9 protein-coding genes are annotated in these 13667 nt (G+C 61.6%); 6 read left to right on the top strand and 3 right to left on the bottom strand.

Annotated features, from left to right (window positions below; all coding sequences use genetic code 11):
• Window positions 1-56: 56 nt before the first annotated feature.
• Window positions 57-632 carry a class I SAM-dependent methyltransferase gene (locus CVU60_01980; protein PKN43148.1) on the bottom strand — a complete coding sequence of 192 codons (576 nt, stop codon included), beginning with the start codon at window positions 630-632 and terminating at the stop codon, window positions 57-59.
• A 461-nt stretch (window positions 633-1093) separates the two neighbouring features.
• On the opposite strand from CVU60_01980, the gene CVU60_01975 reads away from it, so the two are divergent.
• Window positions 1094-2308 carry a nucleoside:proton symporter gene (locus CVU60_01975; protein PKN43415.1) on the top strand — a complete coding sequence of 405 codons (1215 nt, stop codon included), beginning with the start codon at window positions 1094-1096 and terminating at the stop codon, window positions 2306-2308.
• Between the two features lie 14 nt (window positions 2309-2322).
• Entirely contained in the window at window positions 2323-3897 is a 1575-nt protein-coding gene (gene ushA / locus CVU60_01970; GenBank protein ID PKN43147.1) for a bifunctional UDP-sugar hydrolase/5'-nucleotidase, read from the top strand.
• 174 nt (window positions 3898-4071) lie between these two features.
• On the opposite strand, the gene katG is transcribed toward ushA, so the two are convergent.
• Entirely contained in the window at window positions 4072-6282 is a 2211-nt protein-coding gene (katG, locus tag CVU60_01965; protein ID PKN43146.1) for a catalase/peroxidase HPI, read from the bottom strand.
• 456 nt (window positions 6283-6738) lie between these two features.
• On the opposite strand from katG, the gene CVU60_01960 reads away from it, so the two are divergent.
• From CVU60_01960 to CVU60_01950, 3 genes are all read left to right on the top strand, one after another.
• Window positions 6739-8340 carry a cell envelope integrity protein CreD gene (locus CVU60_01960; protein PKN43414.1) on the top strand — a complete coding sequence of 534 codons (1602 nt, stop codon included), beginning with the start codon at window positions 6739-6741 and terminating at the stop codon, window positions 8338-8340.
• A 90-nt stretch (window positions 8341-8430) separates the two neighbouring features.
• Window positions 8431-9114, top strand: a complete 684-nt coding sequence (locus tag CVU60_01955; GenBank protein ID PKN43413.1) for a two-component system response regulator CreB — start codon at window positions 8431-8433, stop codon at window positions 9112-9114.
• Window positions 9115-9119: 5 nt separating this feature from the next.
• Window positions 9120-10649 carry a sensor histidine kinase gene (locus CVU60_01950; GenBank protein ID PKN43145.1) on the top strand — a complete coding sequence of 510 codons (1530 nt, stop codon included), beginning with the start codon at window positions 9120-9122 and terminating at the stop codon, window positions 10647-10649.
• 151 nt (window positions 10650-10800) lie between these two features.
• Here the strand turns inward: CVU60_01950 and CVU60_01945 are convergent, their stop codons facing one another.
• On the bottom strand, window positions 10801-11820 hold the full coding sequence (locus CVU60_01945) for a hypothetical protein (GenBank protein PKN43144.1): 1020 nt from the start codon (window positions 11818-11820) through the stop codon (window positions 10801-10803).
• Between CVU60_01945 and CVU60_01940 the strand changes: the two genes are divergently transcribed.
• Window positions 11819-13642 (top strand): phosphohydrolase, encoded by a 1824-nt coding sequence (locus tag CVU60_01940; protein ID PKN43143.1) that lies wholly within the window; start codon window positions 11819-11821, stop codon window positions 13640-13642. The genes CVU60_01945 and CVU60_01940 overlap by 2 nt on opposite strands.
• Window positions 13643-13667 lie beyond the last annotated feature (25 nt).

The following is a 13667-nucleotide window of genomic DNA, read 5'->3' as shown; positions in this document are numbered from 1 at the left end:
CGGTCATTCTCTTTGCGGAAGACGGCTTTCGGGCATGGGATGCCCCGGACCGGACTTCACTGGCCGGATTTCAGGATATACCCGAGCCAGACGTCCCGGTTGCCCAGCAGGGAGCGGCTGCGCGAATGTTCGAGGATGGTCAGGTCCTGCTTCCCGAATTCCCGCCGCAGTTCCGAATCCGACCAGAGCTGAAAAACCCGTCCATCCTCGCTCTTTTCGCTTCCGCCCCAGGCCTTCATGCTCAGATACATGATCCCTCCGGCCTTGAGCATGCGCATGACGCTGCGCAGCGCCTGCGGGAACTCGGGTTTGGAGATGTGGACCAGCGTGCCGATGAGAAGGATGCAGTCGTAATGGATGGGGGGCTGATATTCGAACAGGTCCGCGATGGAGACCGGACAATCCGAATGCTCGCTGGCCATGATTGCCAGGGACGGGGAGCGTTCCAGTCCCGACGGCTTGAAGCCCTTGCCCTTGAGCCACTTGAGATCCCGTCCCGATCCGCAGCCGATGTCGAGGATAGTGCTGCCCGCGCGCAGGTGGTGCAGCAGGGGGGCGAGGATGGGAGCCGGATCGACGCGGTTGGTGCGTTCGAAATAGGCCCGGGCGTTGATTTCGTAAAAATCAGGCATGGGCAGGTGATTTGGGCGTTAACTGGTTGTTGAAAGATCCAAGATTCGCAGGCCGTTCAAAAATGGCGAGATGCAAGGAAGCGGAAAAACCCAGGGCGCGCGGTGTATTGCGCATACATAAGCGGTCTGGGTTTTTTCGCTGACGCAGCAGATCGCCTTTGTGGGGCGGCCTGCCAAGGTGCGGGTCGCGGGATGAAATTGTCCAGTGTTCCGGGTGCATGAGCCCTTCTAGCGTTGTCGGCGGTAAAAGTCACCTCAAGTCATGGTGCAATGGTCCAAAAGAAGGGAATCAAGCTTTCGGTTTGCGCCTTTCGAAAGTGACGACATCCAAAACGCTTCCAGTCCGGCCTTTGCGCGTGTAAGGAAAACGAGGGGTTGGCAATGTGAATTTGCCGGGGTTTTCATCTTTCAAAGGAGTGACGCTCATGTCTTTTCCCGTCTTGCAGAGCGCGTTTGGGCTGATGGCCTTTGTGCTCATCGCCTGGCTTTTGTCGGAGAACCGCCGGGGCGTGCGCTTGCGGCTTGTCGTCATCGGCCTTGCACTGCAGTTTGCGCTGGCGGTGGTGCTGCTGAAACTGCCCATGTTTCAGGATGTTTTTCTGGCCCTGAATCGGGCCGCGCAGGCTCTGGAAGAGGGGACCCGGGCCGGGACGGGCTTCGTGTTCGGTTATCTCGGGGGCGGGGCGCTGCCTTTCGAGGAGCCGTATCCCGGTGCGGCCTATGTCTTCGCCTTTCGCGGACTGCCCGTCATTGTGGTCACGGCGGCGCTGTCGGCGCTGCTCTATCACTGGAAGATCATCCCCGTGCTGGTCCGGGGCGTGTCCTTTGTCCTGCAGCGGAGCATGGGCATCGGCGGGGCGCTGGGCATCGGGTGCGCGGCCAATATTTTTGCGGGCATGGTCGAGTCCCCGCTGTTCGTGCGGCCCTATGTCGCCTCCATGACCCGCAGCGAACTCTTCACCCTGATGACCTGCGGAATGGCGACCATCGCCGGGACCGTGCTCGTCCTTTATGCCGGGATCATCGGCCCGGTCCTGCCGGGCGCCCTGGGGCACATCCTGACCGCATCCCTGATCAGCGTGCCCGCGTCCATCCTCATCGCGGGCGTCATGATTCCCGAGTCCGGCCAGCCCACCCTGGGAACGGTTTCACCGCCCTCGGAGAGTCGCGGTTCCATGGACGCGGTGGTGCAGGGAACGACACTTGGCGTGAAAGTCTTCATCAGCGTGGCGGCGCTTCTGGTGGTGCTGCTGGCCCTGGTCAGCATGTTCAACCAGATTCTCGGGCTCCTGCCCACGGTCGGAGGCGAGGCCCTTACCCTGCAGCGCATCCTCGGCCATCTCATGAGTCCGCTGGTCTGGCTGACCGGAATTCCCTGGGGCGAAGCGCACGCGGCCGGGAGGCTCATGGGGACCAAGATCGTGCTCAACGAGCTTCTGGCCTATCTTGATCTGGCGGCGCTCCCGGCCGGAACCCTGTCCGAGCGCAGCATCCTGATCATGACCTATTCCATGTGCGGGTTCGCCAATGTCGGCAGCCTGGGAATTCTCATCGGCGGACTGAGCCGCGTGGCCCCGGAGCGCGCCGCCGAGATCGTCGAACTTGGCCCCCGGTCCGTCATGGCCGGAGTCCTGGCCACGATGATGACCGGCGCCATGGTCGGCGTGCTGGACTGAAAAGGAGGAATAAAATGCGATTACAAAAGCTGTTGCGGCTTGTCCTGGTCCTGGTCATCCTGCTGGCATGCGGATGCGCCACCTTGCACCCTGTCGGGCACACAGGCCCCCAGTCCCTGACCATCCTGCACACCAACGATCATCACGGGCGCTTCTGGAAAAACGGCAAGGGCGAGTACGGACTGGCCGCCCGCAAGACCCTGGCCGATGCCGTGCGGGCCGAGGTGCAGGCCAGGGGCGGGCACGTGCTCCTGCTCGATGCCGGGGACATCAACACCGGCGTGCCCGAATCCGACATGCTGGATGCCGAACCGGACATCCGGGGCATGAACGCCATGGGCTACGACGCCATGGCGGTGGGCAATCACGAGTTCGATAATCCCCTGACCGTGCTGCGCAAGCAGGAAAGGTGGATGGAGTTCCCGCTGCTCGCGGCCAACATCTACGATTCCTCGGGACAGCGCCTTTTTGCGCCCTGGCACCTGTTCCGGCTGCGCGGACTGACCGTGGCCGTGTTTGGACTGACCACCGAGAGCACGGCCATTGTCGGCAATCCGGAGCATGTCAGGGGGATCGTTTTCCGTTCGGCCGTGGACGAGGCGCGCGAACTGGTGCCACGGCTGCGCAGGCAGGCCGACGTGGTCATCGCCCTGTCCCATCTCGGCTTTACCCGGACCGGGCTGCCCGGCGATCCGCTTACCGGTTCCAGGGCCCTGGCCCGGGCCGTGCCCGGCATCGATCTCATCGTGGACGGACACTCGCATACGCAGTTGGACGCCCCGGTGCTGGAGGGCGGGACCGTCATTGTCCAGGCCGGGGAATACGGCAAATATCTGGGCCGGGTCGACCTGAACTGGACCATGGATCAGGTGTATCTGACCGGCGGGGCCCTGTTGCCCGTGAATCTGGTCTCAAAAGTCAACGGGGAGATCGTGCCGCCTGCAACGCCCGTGGTCGAGGATCCCGCCATGCTGGACCCGCTCGCGCCGTTTCAGGAGCAGGGGGGCAAGGCCTTGCAGACCGTGATCGGTCAGGCCAACGGAAATTTCACTGCCGACCGCGCCGTGACTCGCTCCTCCCAGACCGAGCTTGGCAGCCTGGCCTGTCTTGCGCTCATGGAGAAGACCGGGGCGGATGCGGCGGTCATGAATTCGGGCGGCATCCGCGCCGGGCTGCCGTCCGGGCCCATCACCTACAGGGACGTGCTGACCGTGAAGCCCTTCGGCAACACCATCTGTACCGTGGACATGACCGGTGAGGAACTGGCCGGGTACCTCGGGCAGGTGGCGGCCTTCGCTCCGGGATCCGGCGCCTTTGCGCAGTTCGGCGGAGTTCGGTTCGTGCTGCGGGCTGGGTCCGCCAAAGACGTGTTCGTGGCCGGCGAGCCCCTGGATGCCGGGCGGGTGTACACCGTGGCCATGGAGAGCTATCTGGCCGGGGGCGGTGACGGGTATCCGGTGGTAAAAGGGTGGCAGGGCTTTGTGGATACGGGATTCGTGGACGCGGACGTGCTGCGCGAATACATCGCCCGCCATTCCCCGCTCGATCCGGCCGATTATGCCCACGTCGGGGACGTGCGCCGGGAATGAGTCCGGAGTCTGCACCGGCTTCCTGAATCATTTTTCTGATTTTTTGGGACCGCGGCCTCTACGTGTGGCGATTAAAAGGCCCGGTTCAGGGGAAGGCGTGATGCCTTCCGCTGAACCGGGCCTTTGTTTGTTTTTTCAGGTTTCCGGAGGGATTCCGGGCCGCGCCGTCTAGAATCAGGCGAGGTCGAACCGGTCGAGGTTCATGACCTTGGTCCAGGCCGCGACGAAATCCTGCAGGAATTTATCCTGGGAGTCGTTGCAGGCGTAGACTTCGGCGATGGCCCGGAGCTGGGAGTTTGAGCCGAAGACGAGATCGACGCGGGTGCCGGTCCACTTCAGTTCGCCCGTCGCGCGGTCACGTCCCTCGAACACTCCTTCAGCGCCCGGGGCGGGTTTCCATTCCGTGCCCATGTCGAGCAGGTTCACGAAGAAGTCGTTGGTCAGCGCTTCCGGACGCTTGGTGAAGACGCCGAGCGCGGACTGGCCGACGTTGGCGTTCAGGGCGCGCATGCCGCCGATGAGCACCGTCATCTCCGGCGCGGTCAGGGTCAGCAGTTGCGCCCGGTCGAGCAGTAGTTCCTCCGTCGAAACGGAGAATCTGGCCCGCTGGAAGTTGCGGAAGCCGTCCGCAGCCGGTTCCAGAACCGCGAAGGATTCCACGTCCGTCTGCTCCTGGGAGGAGTCCGTCCGGCCTGGGCTGAAGGGCACGGTCAGAGTATGCCCGGCGTTTTTGGCGGCCTGCTCTATGCCTGCGCAGCCGCCCAGTACGATGAGGTCGGCCAGGGAGACCTTCTTGCCGCCGGCATGAGTCTTGTTGAAATCCTGCTGGATCTTTTCCAGTGCCTGCAGGACGGCCTTGAGCTGTTCCGGCTGGTTGACGGCCCAATCCTTCTGCGGCGCGAGGCGGATGCGCGCGCCGTTGGCTCCGCCGCGCATGTCGGAGCCGCGGAAGGTGGACGCGGATGCCCAGGCCGTGGTGACCAGCTGGGGAACGGTCAGCCCCGAAGCCAGAATCCTGGCCTTGAGGTCGGCTGCGTCCTTTTCATTGATCAGTTCGTGATCGACTGCCGGCAACGGATCCTGCCAGATCAGCTCCTCGGCCGGGACATCCGGGCCGAGATAGCGCGAGCGCGGGCCCATGTCCCTGTGCGTCAGCTTGAACCAGGCCCGGGCAAAGGCATCCTCGAATTCCTCGGGGTTGGCGAGGAAACGTCTCGATATGGGCTCGTAGATGGAGTCGAAGCGCAGGGACAGGTCTGCGGTGGTCATCATCGGCCTGACCTTTTTGGACGGATCGTGGGCATCGACGACCATATCTTCCGGTTCCACGTCCTTGGCCAGCCACTGGTTGGCTCCGGCCGGGCTTTTGACCAGCTCCCACTCGTATTTGAAGAGCACCTTCAGGTAGCCCATGTCCCATTTGGTCGGGTTGGGCTTCCATGCGCCCTCGATGCCGCTGCTGATGGTGTCGCCGCCCTTGCCGTTGCCAAAGCTGCTCTTCCAGCCCAGGCCCTGCTCCTCGATGGGGGCAGCCTCGGGTTCGGGGCCGACATGCGTGGCCGGGCCCGCGCCGTGGCATTTGCCGAAGGTGTGACCGCCGGCCACGAGGGCCACGGTCTCTTCGTCGTTCATGGCCATGCGCGCGAAGGTCTCCCGAACGTCACGGCCGGAAGCGACCGGGTCGGGGTTGCCGTCCGGGCCTTCGGGGTTGACGTAGATGAGGCCCATCTGCACGGCAGCCAGCGGATTTTCCAGGTCCCGCTCGCCGGAGTAGCGGCTGTCGGGCTTGTCGCTCGTTGCCAGCCATTCCTGCTCCGCGCCCCAGTAGATGTCCTGTTCCGGCTCCCAGACGTCCACGCGGCCGCCGCCGAAGCCGAAGGGCTTGAGTCCCATGGATTCGATGGCGCAGGTACCGGCCAGGATTATGAGGTCGGCCCAGGAGATTTTTTTGCCGTACTTTTGTTTGATGGGCCACAGGAGGCGTCGGGCCTTGTCGAGGTTGACGTTGTCCGGCCAGCTGTTCAGCGGCGCCAGACGCTGCGAACCGGACCCGGCTCCGCCGCGGCCGTCGCCGGTGCGGTAGGTGCCGGCGCTGTGCCAGGCCATGCGGATGAAAAACGGGCCGTAGTGACCGTAATCGGCCGGCCACCAGTCCTTTGAATCGGTCATCAGGGCAATGAGGTCCTTTTTTACGGCGGCGAGGTCAAGGGTCTTGAACTCTTCGGCGTAATTGAACTCTTCGCCCATGGGGTTTGAAAGGCTTGATTGCTGGTGCAGGATATTGAGATTCAACTGGTTCGGCCACCAGTCACGATTCGTCCTGCCGCCTCCGCTCGCAGCGGGATTGGTTCTCCCAGTCACGGGGCACTTGCTGCCATCACTCATTGTCGTACTCCTCTAGGGGGTTCGGGTTTATGCTTTGATCAGTTTCATCGATAATAAATATTCGAAACGGTCGTCACGCGTGGAAATGCGTAACCACCGGAAAATCAAGAGTTCGGGTTCCTATTAGCAACTTCTGAAAAAAAAGTCTTCATTTGAGTCATGGCCTTGTCATAACGACACACTTTGAGGATTTTTTTTGCTGGAAGGGGAGGTTTGGAGCGGCAGGTAGCATGGCTGGTGATGAATTAGAGGTGATATGATTAGCGACACGGGCGGCGCATCCCCATACTCGTGGGATGAACCGGAATGAGAGGCCCCGGCCAAGCGGCTCAAGGGAATTACGGTTCAGATCTTGAATCTTGAACTTTCCTGGACGACATCGACAGGAAACCCTTTCTCCCCGTTCTCGGCATGACGTTGCATCGTTTCAACCTGAGTTGCCATGCCTATTGCCTGATGACCGATCTATTCCCTCCGCTTTTTGAAACTCAGGACGCAAATCAGTCCAAAGCCATTCGCCAGCTTAAAAACCCTTCCAGTCATTCCTCTTCTTTATGCGTCTGGCCTGCACAGAATCTGCACAATTTTGCACGGACATTCCACAAGCCGCTGCTGCCATCTGCACGTGGGGCGCGTAGTCCTTCCTTGAAACCAGAACCACAACGGAAGGAGAACTCCATGCAGAATCATTTTTTGTACAAAATCGGATTTATTGTCCTGCTCATCATCCTGCTCATGATCCCTCAGACGATGCTTGAATCGCTCATATCCGAGCGGAATGTCTGGAGAAGGGCGGCTTACTCCAGCATCGAACGCAGTTGGCCGGGGGCGCAAACTCTGGGTGGGCCGATCCTGGCCGTGCCGTATCAGATGAGCTGGATGGTCAGTGAAGTCATAAGTGATGGAAGCAAGCGCGTGGTCACCCGCCAGCAGAGCAGCCACAGCACGGCCTATCTGTTGCCCAAGACCCTGGAGGCGGCTTCAGAACTGGAGACGGCCGTGCGTTACAGAGGTATTTACGAGGTGCCGGTCTATTCGGGCGCAGCGCGGTTCAAGGGAGAATTCGACACGCAACCTCTGCTCGAAATCGTCTCCGAGAATCCTGAAAAGCGCATTGAATGGGGAACTCCGCAGGTCAGTGTGCTCGTTTCGGATCAGCGCGGCATTGTCCGGAGCGGGCCGCTGCAGTGGCTGGGCCAGGAACTTGAATTCAAGCCCGGGAGCGACACGCCCAACTTCCCCAACGGGATGCACGTCAAGGTTCCCGTGCTCGATACTCAGCGCGGCGAGACCATCCCCTTTGCCTTTGACATGGATCTGAGCGGCATGAAATCCATGCAGTTCGCGCTGCTGGCCGAAAACATGGACATCCGCCTGTCCGCCGACTGGGCTCATCCGGGATTTTTCGGGGACATGCTTCCCGAGACCCGCGACATAGGGGACACGGGCTTTTCGTCGCGTTGGCGGTCTTCGGCTTTTTCCGGAAACACGGCAGAAGCGCTTGCCGGCCTGCACAACGGCGACGGCAGAAACCTCATGCAGCGTACGGTGGGCGTTAATTTCGTGCAGCCCGTGGATGTGTATCAGCAGTCCGAGCGCAGCATCAAATATGCCCTGCTTTTTCTGCTGTTGACCTTCAGTTGCATGACACTCTTCGAACTTCTGAAGAAACTGCCGTTGCATCCGGTGCAGTACACCTTTGTCGGCGTGGCTCTGCTCATCTTCTATCTGCTGCTCATCGCCCTGTCCGAACACATCAGCTTCCTGTGGGCTTACGTGTGTGCGGCCCTGGCCTGCACCGGCCTGCTGACTGTCTACTTCGGAGCCATCCTGCGCAGCAGACGGCACGGGCTGGTGCTGGGTTCGGGGCTGAGTGTCCTTTACGCACTGCTTTACATCATTCTCCAGGCCGAAGATCACGCCCTCGTCATGGGGAGTCTCCTGCTCTTCGTGGTGCTGAGTGCGATCATGCTCGGAACCCGCCGTTTCGACTGGTACATCCTCACGGCCAAGGCCGAAGCGCCGAAAAACTTCAGCTTCGACGATGCGAAGGAGTGATACGGACGGTGCCGGGCCCTTCACCGGCACCGATTCCCTTCCGGCCCGAAACAGGCTAGCGACAGGATACCCCGCATGACCGAGGAGCGCATGACAAAACACATTCTCGTTGCCGACGACGATCAGCACATTCTCGAAATCATCAGCTTTGCCCTGGGCAAGGCCGGCATGCGGGTCACACTGGCCCGGGATGGGCGCCAGGCTCTGGAAGCCTTCACCTCCCAGATGCCGGACTTGATGGTGCTGGACATCAACATGCCGGAAATGGACGGACTTGAGGTCTGCCGCGTCATCCGCAGGACTTCCGATGTGCCCATTCTCTTCCTTTCCTCCCGCGACGACGAGATCGACCGCGTGCTGGGCCTCGAGATCGGCGGTGACGACTACGTAACCAAACCCTTCAGCCCGCGCGAACTCGTCGCCCGGGTCGGCGTCATCCTGAAAAGGGCCGGGGTGAGGGCCGCGCCCGAGCCGGCCGTGCTGCGGCACGGGCCGCTTGAAGTCTGCCCCGCACGCCACGCGGTCACTTGGGATACGCGGCCGGTCAGGCTGACGGCTACGGAATTCGCCATTCTCGAAATGCTGATCCGCCAGCCCGGTCGCGTCTTCAGCCGCGACACGATCATGGACGCAGCCTACGGGCATGACGCCGTAGTCAGCGACCGCACCATCGACAGCCATATCCGGCACATCCGCCAGAAATTCGCCGATGCGGGCTGCCCGGCCCTGATCGAGACCATGCACGGCGTCGGGTACGCCCTGGTCCGGGTCTGAGCGCCATGAAACGCCTGTATCGCCTGCGCACCATTCTTCTTGTCGTCATGCTCTCGGTGCTGGCCCTGCCGATCGGAGCTGTCTACGTGTTTCGAACCTTCGAAAACGTGCTGGTCCGCGAGACGGAACAGGAACTCATCAGTCAGGCGGCGGTCCTGGCCGCCACATGGCGCAATCTCGTTTCGGAGCAGGCAGTGGCGCTGGCGGAAGACCTGCCCCTGACGCCCATTGCTCCGCTCCTGAGCCTGAACGATCCCGTCGCTCCGCCGCGCCCTAACGCCGAACCCGCCGAGACGCAGCCCGCACCCAATCTGCTGCGTGCTGCGCCATTGTTCAGCCGCATCATGCGTGAAACCCAGCAGATCACCTTGGCCGGCATGCGCCTGCTGGATGAGCACGGAACGGTCCTGGCAGGGCGCTCCGAGACCGGACTGTCCCTGGCCCATGTGCCTGAAGTGCGGCAGGCCCTGGCCGGCGAATACGCCAGCGTCATCCGCAGGCGCATCTCCGACGAACCCCGGCCTTCCATTTACTCCGTCAGTCGGGGCACGGATGTGCGGGTCTTCGTGGCCATGCCGGTCCTGGACGGCGAGACCGTGCTCGGCGTGGTGTACCTTTCGCGCACGCCCGTGAGCATTCTCAAGAGTCTGTTCGATGTGCGCTACGAGGTCGCGCTGGTCATGATGGGCATGAGCCTGCTGACCGTTATGCTCGGCCTCTTCGTCTCATCGGGCATCGCCCGGCCCATTCGCGAACTGTTGCGGCAGATCGATCTTCTGCGCACCGGGGAAATACGCACCGTAAAGCCCATCGCCAAGCCCGTCACTCAGGAGATGGCGCGCCTGTCCGAAAGTTTCGCGACCATGTCTGAAACCCTGGCCGATCGCGCCGACTACATCAGACGGTTCGCCGGGCATGTCTCGCATGAGTTCAAGACGCCGCTGTCATCCATGCAAGGGGCCCTGGAACTGCTCATCGAGCATCTGGACACCATGGATCCGGAGCAGAGCAGGCTGTTTCTGAACAATCTGCAGACAGACACCCAGCGCATGAAACTGCTGGTCAGCCGCCTGCTTGAGCTGGCCCGTGCCGACGCCATGCCTCCGAGCCGAAGCCATTGCAGACTGGACACCGTGGCGGATTCCGTGCGCAGCGCCTTTCGGGACCGGGGTCTGACCGTGGGGCACGAAGGAGAGTGCGATCCCGAGCTACCCATCGCCCCGGACGCACTGGAGATGGTCCTCGGCAATCTGGCCGAGAACAGCCTCCTGCACGGAGCGGATAGACTCCGGCTGTCCGTATCGCTGACGCCGGATTTGATCCGTCTTGCTGTTGCCGACAACGGGCAAGGCATTTCCAAGGCCAATCGCGACAAGGTCTTCACACCGTTTTTTACCACCCGCCGTGCTTCAGGCGGCACTGGCCTCGGCCTTGAAATCTGCCGTTCCGTGCTCAAGGCCCACGGGGCAAGCATTGCCCTTGGCGAAAGCGATCAGGGGGCAACATTCATCCTGGAATTCAGGCGCGGTGCGTAGTTCCAGGGCCGGCCTTGCGTACCGTAGGATTCTGGGCGCAGTATTCTTCCTCTTCACGCTGTGGATTTTCTTCATGGCCGACACCGGTCGCCACAGCATTTTTTTTGACTTGGTCAAGTCCAACAACCAGCGGGGCTGAAATAGCAAGCTTTTATCCTGCGCTGTCCACAAAGAGGTCACGACACAGGTTTTCAATGCGCTCCTGCATATGGTCGTGGTGGGAGCCCGGCCAGTAGATTTTGTCGCAGTGTGGGCAGCGGTGGAAATCGAGGTAGTGGCGTTTGGTCAGGGGGAGCAGGCGGTGCATGATTTCGGCCTTGGGCACTGGTTCGAGCACGGCGTTGCAGAGCAGGCAGCGGCTGAAGGGGTGGTAGGGCGGGCGCAGGTCGAAGAGGCGCAGGACCTCGCATAGCTGTTTGTTCGGGTCGTCTGTGCGGATCAGGGAGCCGAATTCAATAACGGTGCGTTTTAGGAGATTGCGATCCTTGCTGAGAACAATGCGTCCTTCCTGCACGGCCAGTTCGGCCAGCGGCGCGTCGTCCAGCGTCTTGTCGTAGGCCGTGTCGAAACCGAGCATCCGCAGCAGGGTCGCCAGCCGGCCCGCGTTGGCATCGACCGCAAAGGCGATGCGCGCCAACGGTTCGGGGCGAAGAAGCGAGGGCCGCAAGACCTCGAAGGGCGGCACGATGGGCCGGATATCCACCTGCTCTCCTGCTTCGAGCAGGTGGTCAAAGCCCACCTCGCGTCCGCCTGTCTCGATGCTTCCGACCTCGGTGTGGGGCGGGCCCATTGCCTCGATGACATCCTTGATGGAGGCGCGGCGTGTGACCGGGTAGATCACCCTGCCTCTTGCGTCCGCAGCGGAACTGTCCCGGCTCAGCAGATCGGCCAGCGTGCCGTGGAAGTGAAGAAGGGCGGGTCGTTTGCTCACGGTTGCCTGCCTGGAAAAGAGATCATTGAACGACCTGCATTTTAGGTTTCGAAACCTGTCGGCCGAGTTATCGGCAGGTTGTTTCAGGTTTTCCGGTAACACCGGATCAGGCTGAGTGGAAGCGTTCGGGATCGACGTGCGTGGCTGGTGATGCGCCGGGGGCGCTTTTTTTGGCCATGGGCCTCGCCGGACGCCTTGCGCCTTGCCGCTTGTGGAAGTGGTGTGATAGAAAACCGGCATGAAACCCTTCAGGCTCCTACGCCTATTGTTGCCTGTTCTCATCTTTGTGGCGCTTTGTGTCGTCTGGAAGACTGATTTGTCCGCCGAGGAAGCGCGTGGACCAAGTGTGCTGGTGCTGCACTCCTATGCGCCGGATTATTCCTGGACGCGGGATCTGCATGAGGGGATCGTGTCGGTGCTTCAGGCCCCCGGGGTTCGTGGGCGCTACCGCGTGGAATACATGGACGCCAAGCACCATTCATCCCCCGCCTATACCAGGCTGCTGCTGAGCCTTTACCGCGAGAAGTACACCGGTTCCCGCTTCGACGGGATCATCATCACCGACGACCACGCCTTCGAACTGATGACCAGATACCGGGACGAGCTGTTCCCGCAGACGCCTGTCGTGGCCTGCGGCATCGGCGACATCAATTCCATCCCGGCCAGCGCCAAAGACATGAATGTCATCATCGAGAGCCTGGCGCATCTGGAGACGCTGGGCGCGGCACTGAAGCAGAATCCGGGCACGCAAAAAATTTTCGTCATGATCGACGGCACGCTGACCGGCCAGACCATCCTGCGGGATCTGCTGAAGCAGACCGGGGCCCTCGCCGCCCCGGTGGAGGTCGTTCCTGTCATGACCCGAGCGCAGCTGGTCGAATTTGCCCGGCAGCGCGTTCCCGGCGAGCTCATCTATCTGCTGGTCTACTTTGAGGACGCTGCGGGGCAGGTGTTCACGGCGGAAGAGATTCCCCGGCTCATCGCCGCCAGCTCTCCCGTGCCGGTCTACGTTGCCTGGGATTTTCAGCTTGATTCGGGCGTGGTCGGAGGATGCGTGACCAGCGCCTTCGGGCATGGGCAGAAGGCCGCGCAGACCCTGCTGGATCGTCTTGCCGGAAAGAATCCGCCAGCGACGTACAGCAAGCTGCAGGGCGTGAACCGGCACACCTACGATTACAGGGCGCTGCAGCGTTTCGCCATTCCCATGTCCAGCCTGCCTGAAAATTCGCTCATCCTGAACCGTCCGCTGTCCTATTTCGAGGTCCATCGTTCCGCCATTTTGAGCGCCTTGGTGGTCATCGGCATTCTCGGGGTGGTCATTGCGCTCCTGATCCAGAACGTGCTCAAACAACGCAAGATCAACCTTGGCAATGCCGAAATAATGGACTTGAACCGGGAGGTCATCGAGACGCAGACAGAAATTTTGTCCACCCTGGGAGATGTCATCGAGACGCGCTCCCAGGATACGGCGAACCACGTGCGCAGAGTGGCCGCCTATTCGGCCCTGCTCGGAGAAAAATACGGACTGTCCTCGGAGGACATCGCGCTCCTGCAGACTGCCGCCCCGATGCACGACATCGGCAAGATCGGTATCCCGGACGCGATCCTGAACAAACCCGGCAAGCTCTCCGCCGCGGAATACGAGATGATCAAGCACCACACGGTCATCGGGCAGCGCATCCTGCACACCTCCGACAGGAAACTCATGTCCAGCGCTCGCGCCATCGCCCTGCAGCACCATGAGCGTTGGGACGGGACCGGCTACCCTTGCGGCCTGAAGGGGGAGGAGATCAACCTGCTGGCAAGGATCTGCGCGCTGGCGGACGTCTATGACGCGTTGTCGCTGGGGCGGGTCTACAAGGCGGCCTGGCCCAAGGAAAAGGTGCTTCGGTTCATACGCGAAGAGCGGGGCGGAATGTTCGACCCCGGGCTCGTGGACCTGTTTTTCGAGAATCTTGATGAGCTGGAAGCCATCAAGCTCAGGCTTTCGGATCCTGTCGGCCTGAAGGAGAAGGAGGGAATTTCGGGGCCTGTGCATTGCCCCATGCGCGAATCCGGCTGAAACTCCGAGGCCGGGAGCGGATCAA

It is taken from the genome of Deltaproteobacteria bacterium HGW-Deltaproteobacteria-18 (genome assembly GCA_002841885.1).
Taxonomy (GTDB): domain Bacteria; phylum Desulfobacterota; class Desulfovibrionia; order Desulfovibrionales; family Desulfomicrobiaceae; genus Desulfomicrobium.
The sequence above is the reverse complement of the archived record's forward strand: the minus strand, read 5'-3'. Positions and strand labels throughout refer to the sequence as shown.

Bases quoted from the DNA above. Each gene is read 5' to 3' on its own strand.
- CVU60_01980 (PKN43148.1), bottom strand. From the start codon at position 632: ATGCCTGATTTTTACGAAATCAACGCCCGGGCCTATTTCGAACGCACC.
- CVU60_01975 (PKN43415.1), top strand. From the start codon at position 1,094: ATGGCCTTTGTGCTCATCGCCTGGCTTTTGTCGGAGAACCGCCGGGGC.
- ushA (PKN43147.1), top strand. From the start codon at position 2,323: ATGCGATTACAAAAGCTGTTGCGGCTTGTCCTGGTCCTGGTCATCCTG.
- katG (PKN43146.1), bottom strand. From the start codon at position 6,282: ATGAGTGATGGCAGCAAGTGCCCCGTGACTGGGAGAACCAATCCCGCT.
- CVU60_01960 (PKN43414.1), top strand. From the start codon at position 6,739: ATGACCGATCTATTCCCTCCGCTTTTTGAAACTCAGGACGCAAATCAG.
- CVU60_01955 (PKN43413.1), top strand. From the start codon at position 8,431: ATGACAAAACACATTCTCGTTGCCGACGACGATCAGCACATTCTCGAA.
- CVU60_01950 (PKN43145.1), top strand. From the start codon at position 9,120: ATGAAACGCCTGTATCGCCTGCGCACCATTCTTCTTGTCGTCATGCTC.
- CVU60_01940 (PKN43143.1), top strand. From the start codon at position 11,819: ATGAAACCCTTCAGGCTCCTACGCCTATTGTTGCCTGTTCTCATCTTT.
- CVU60_01945 (PKN43144.1), bottom strand. From the start codon at position 11,820: ATGCCGGTTTTCTATCACACCACTTCCACAAGCGGCAAGGCGCAAGGC.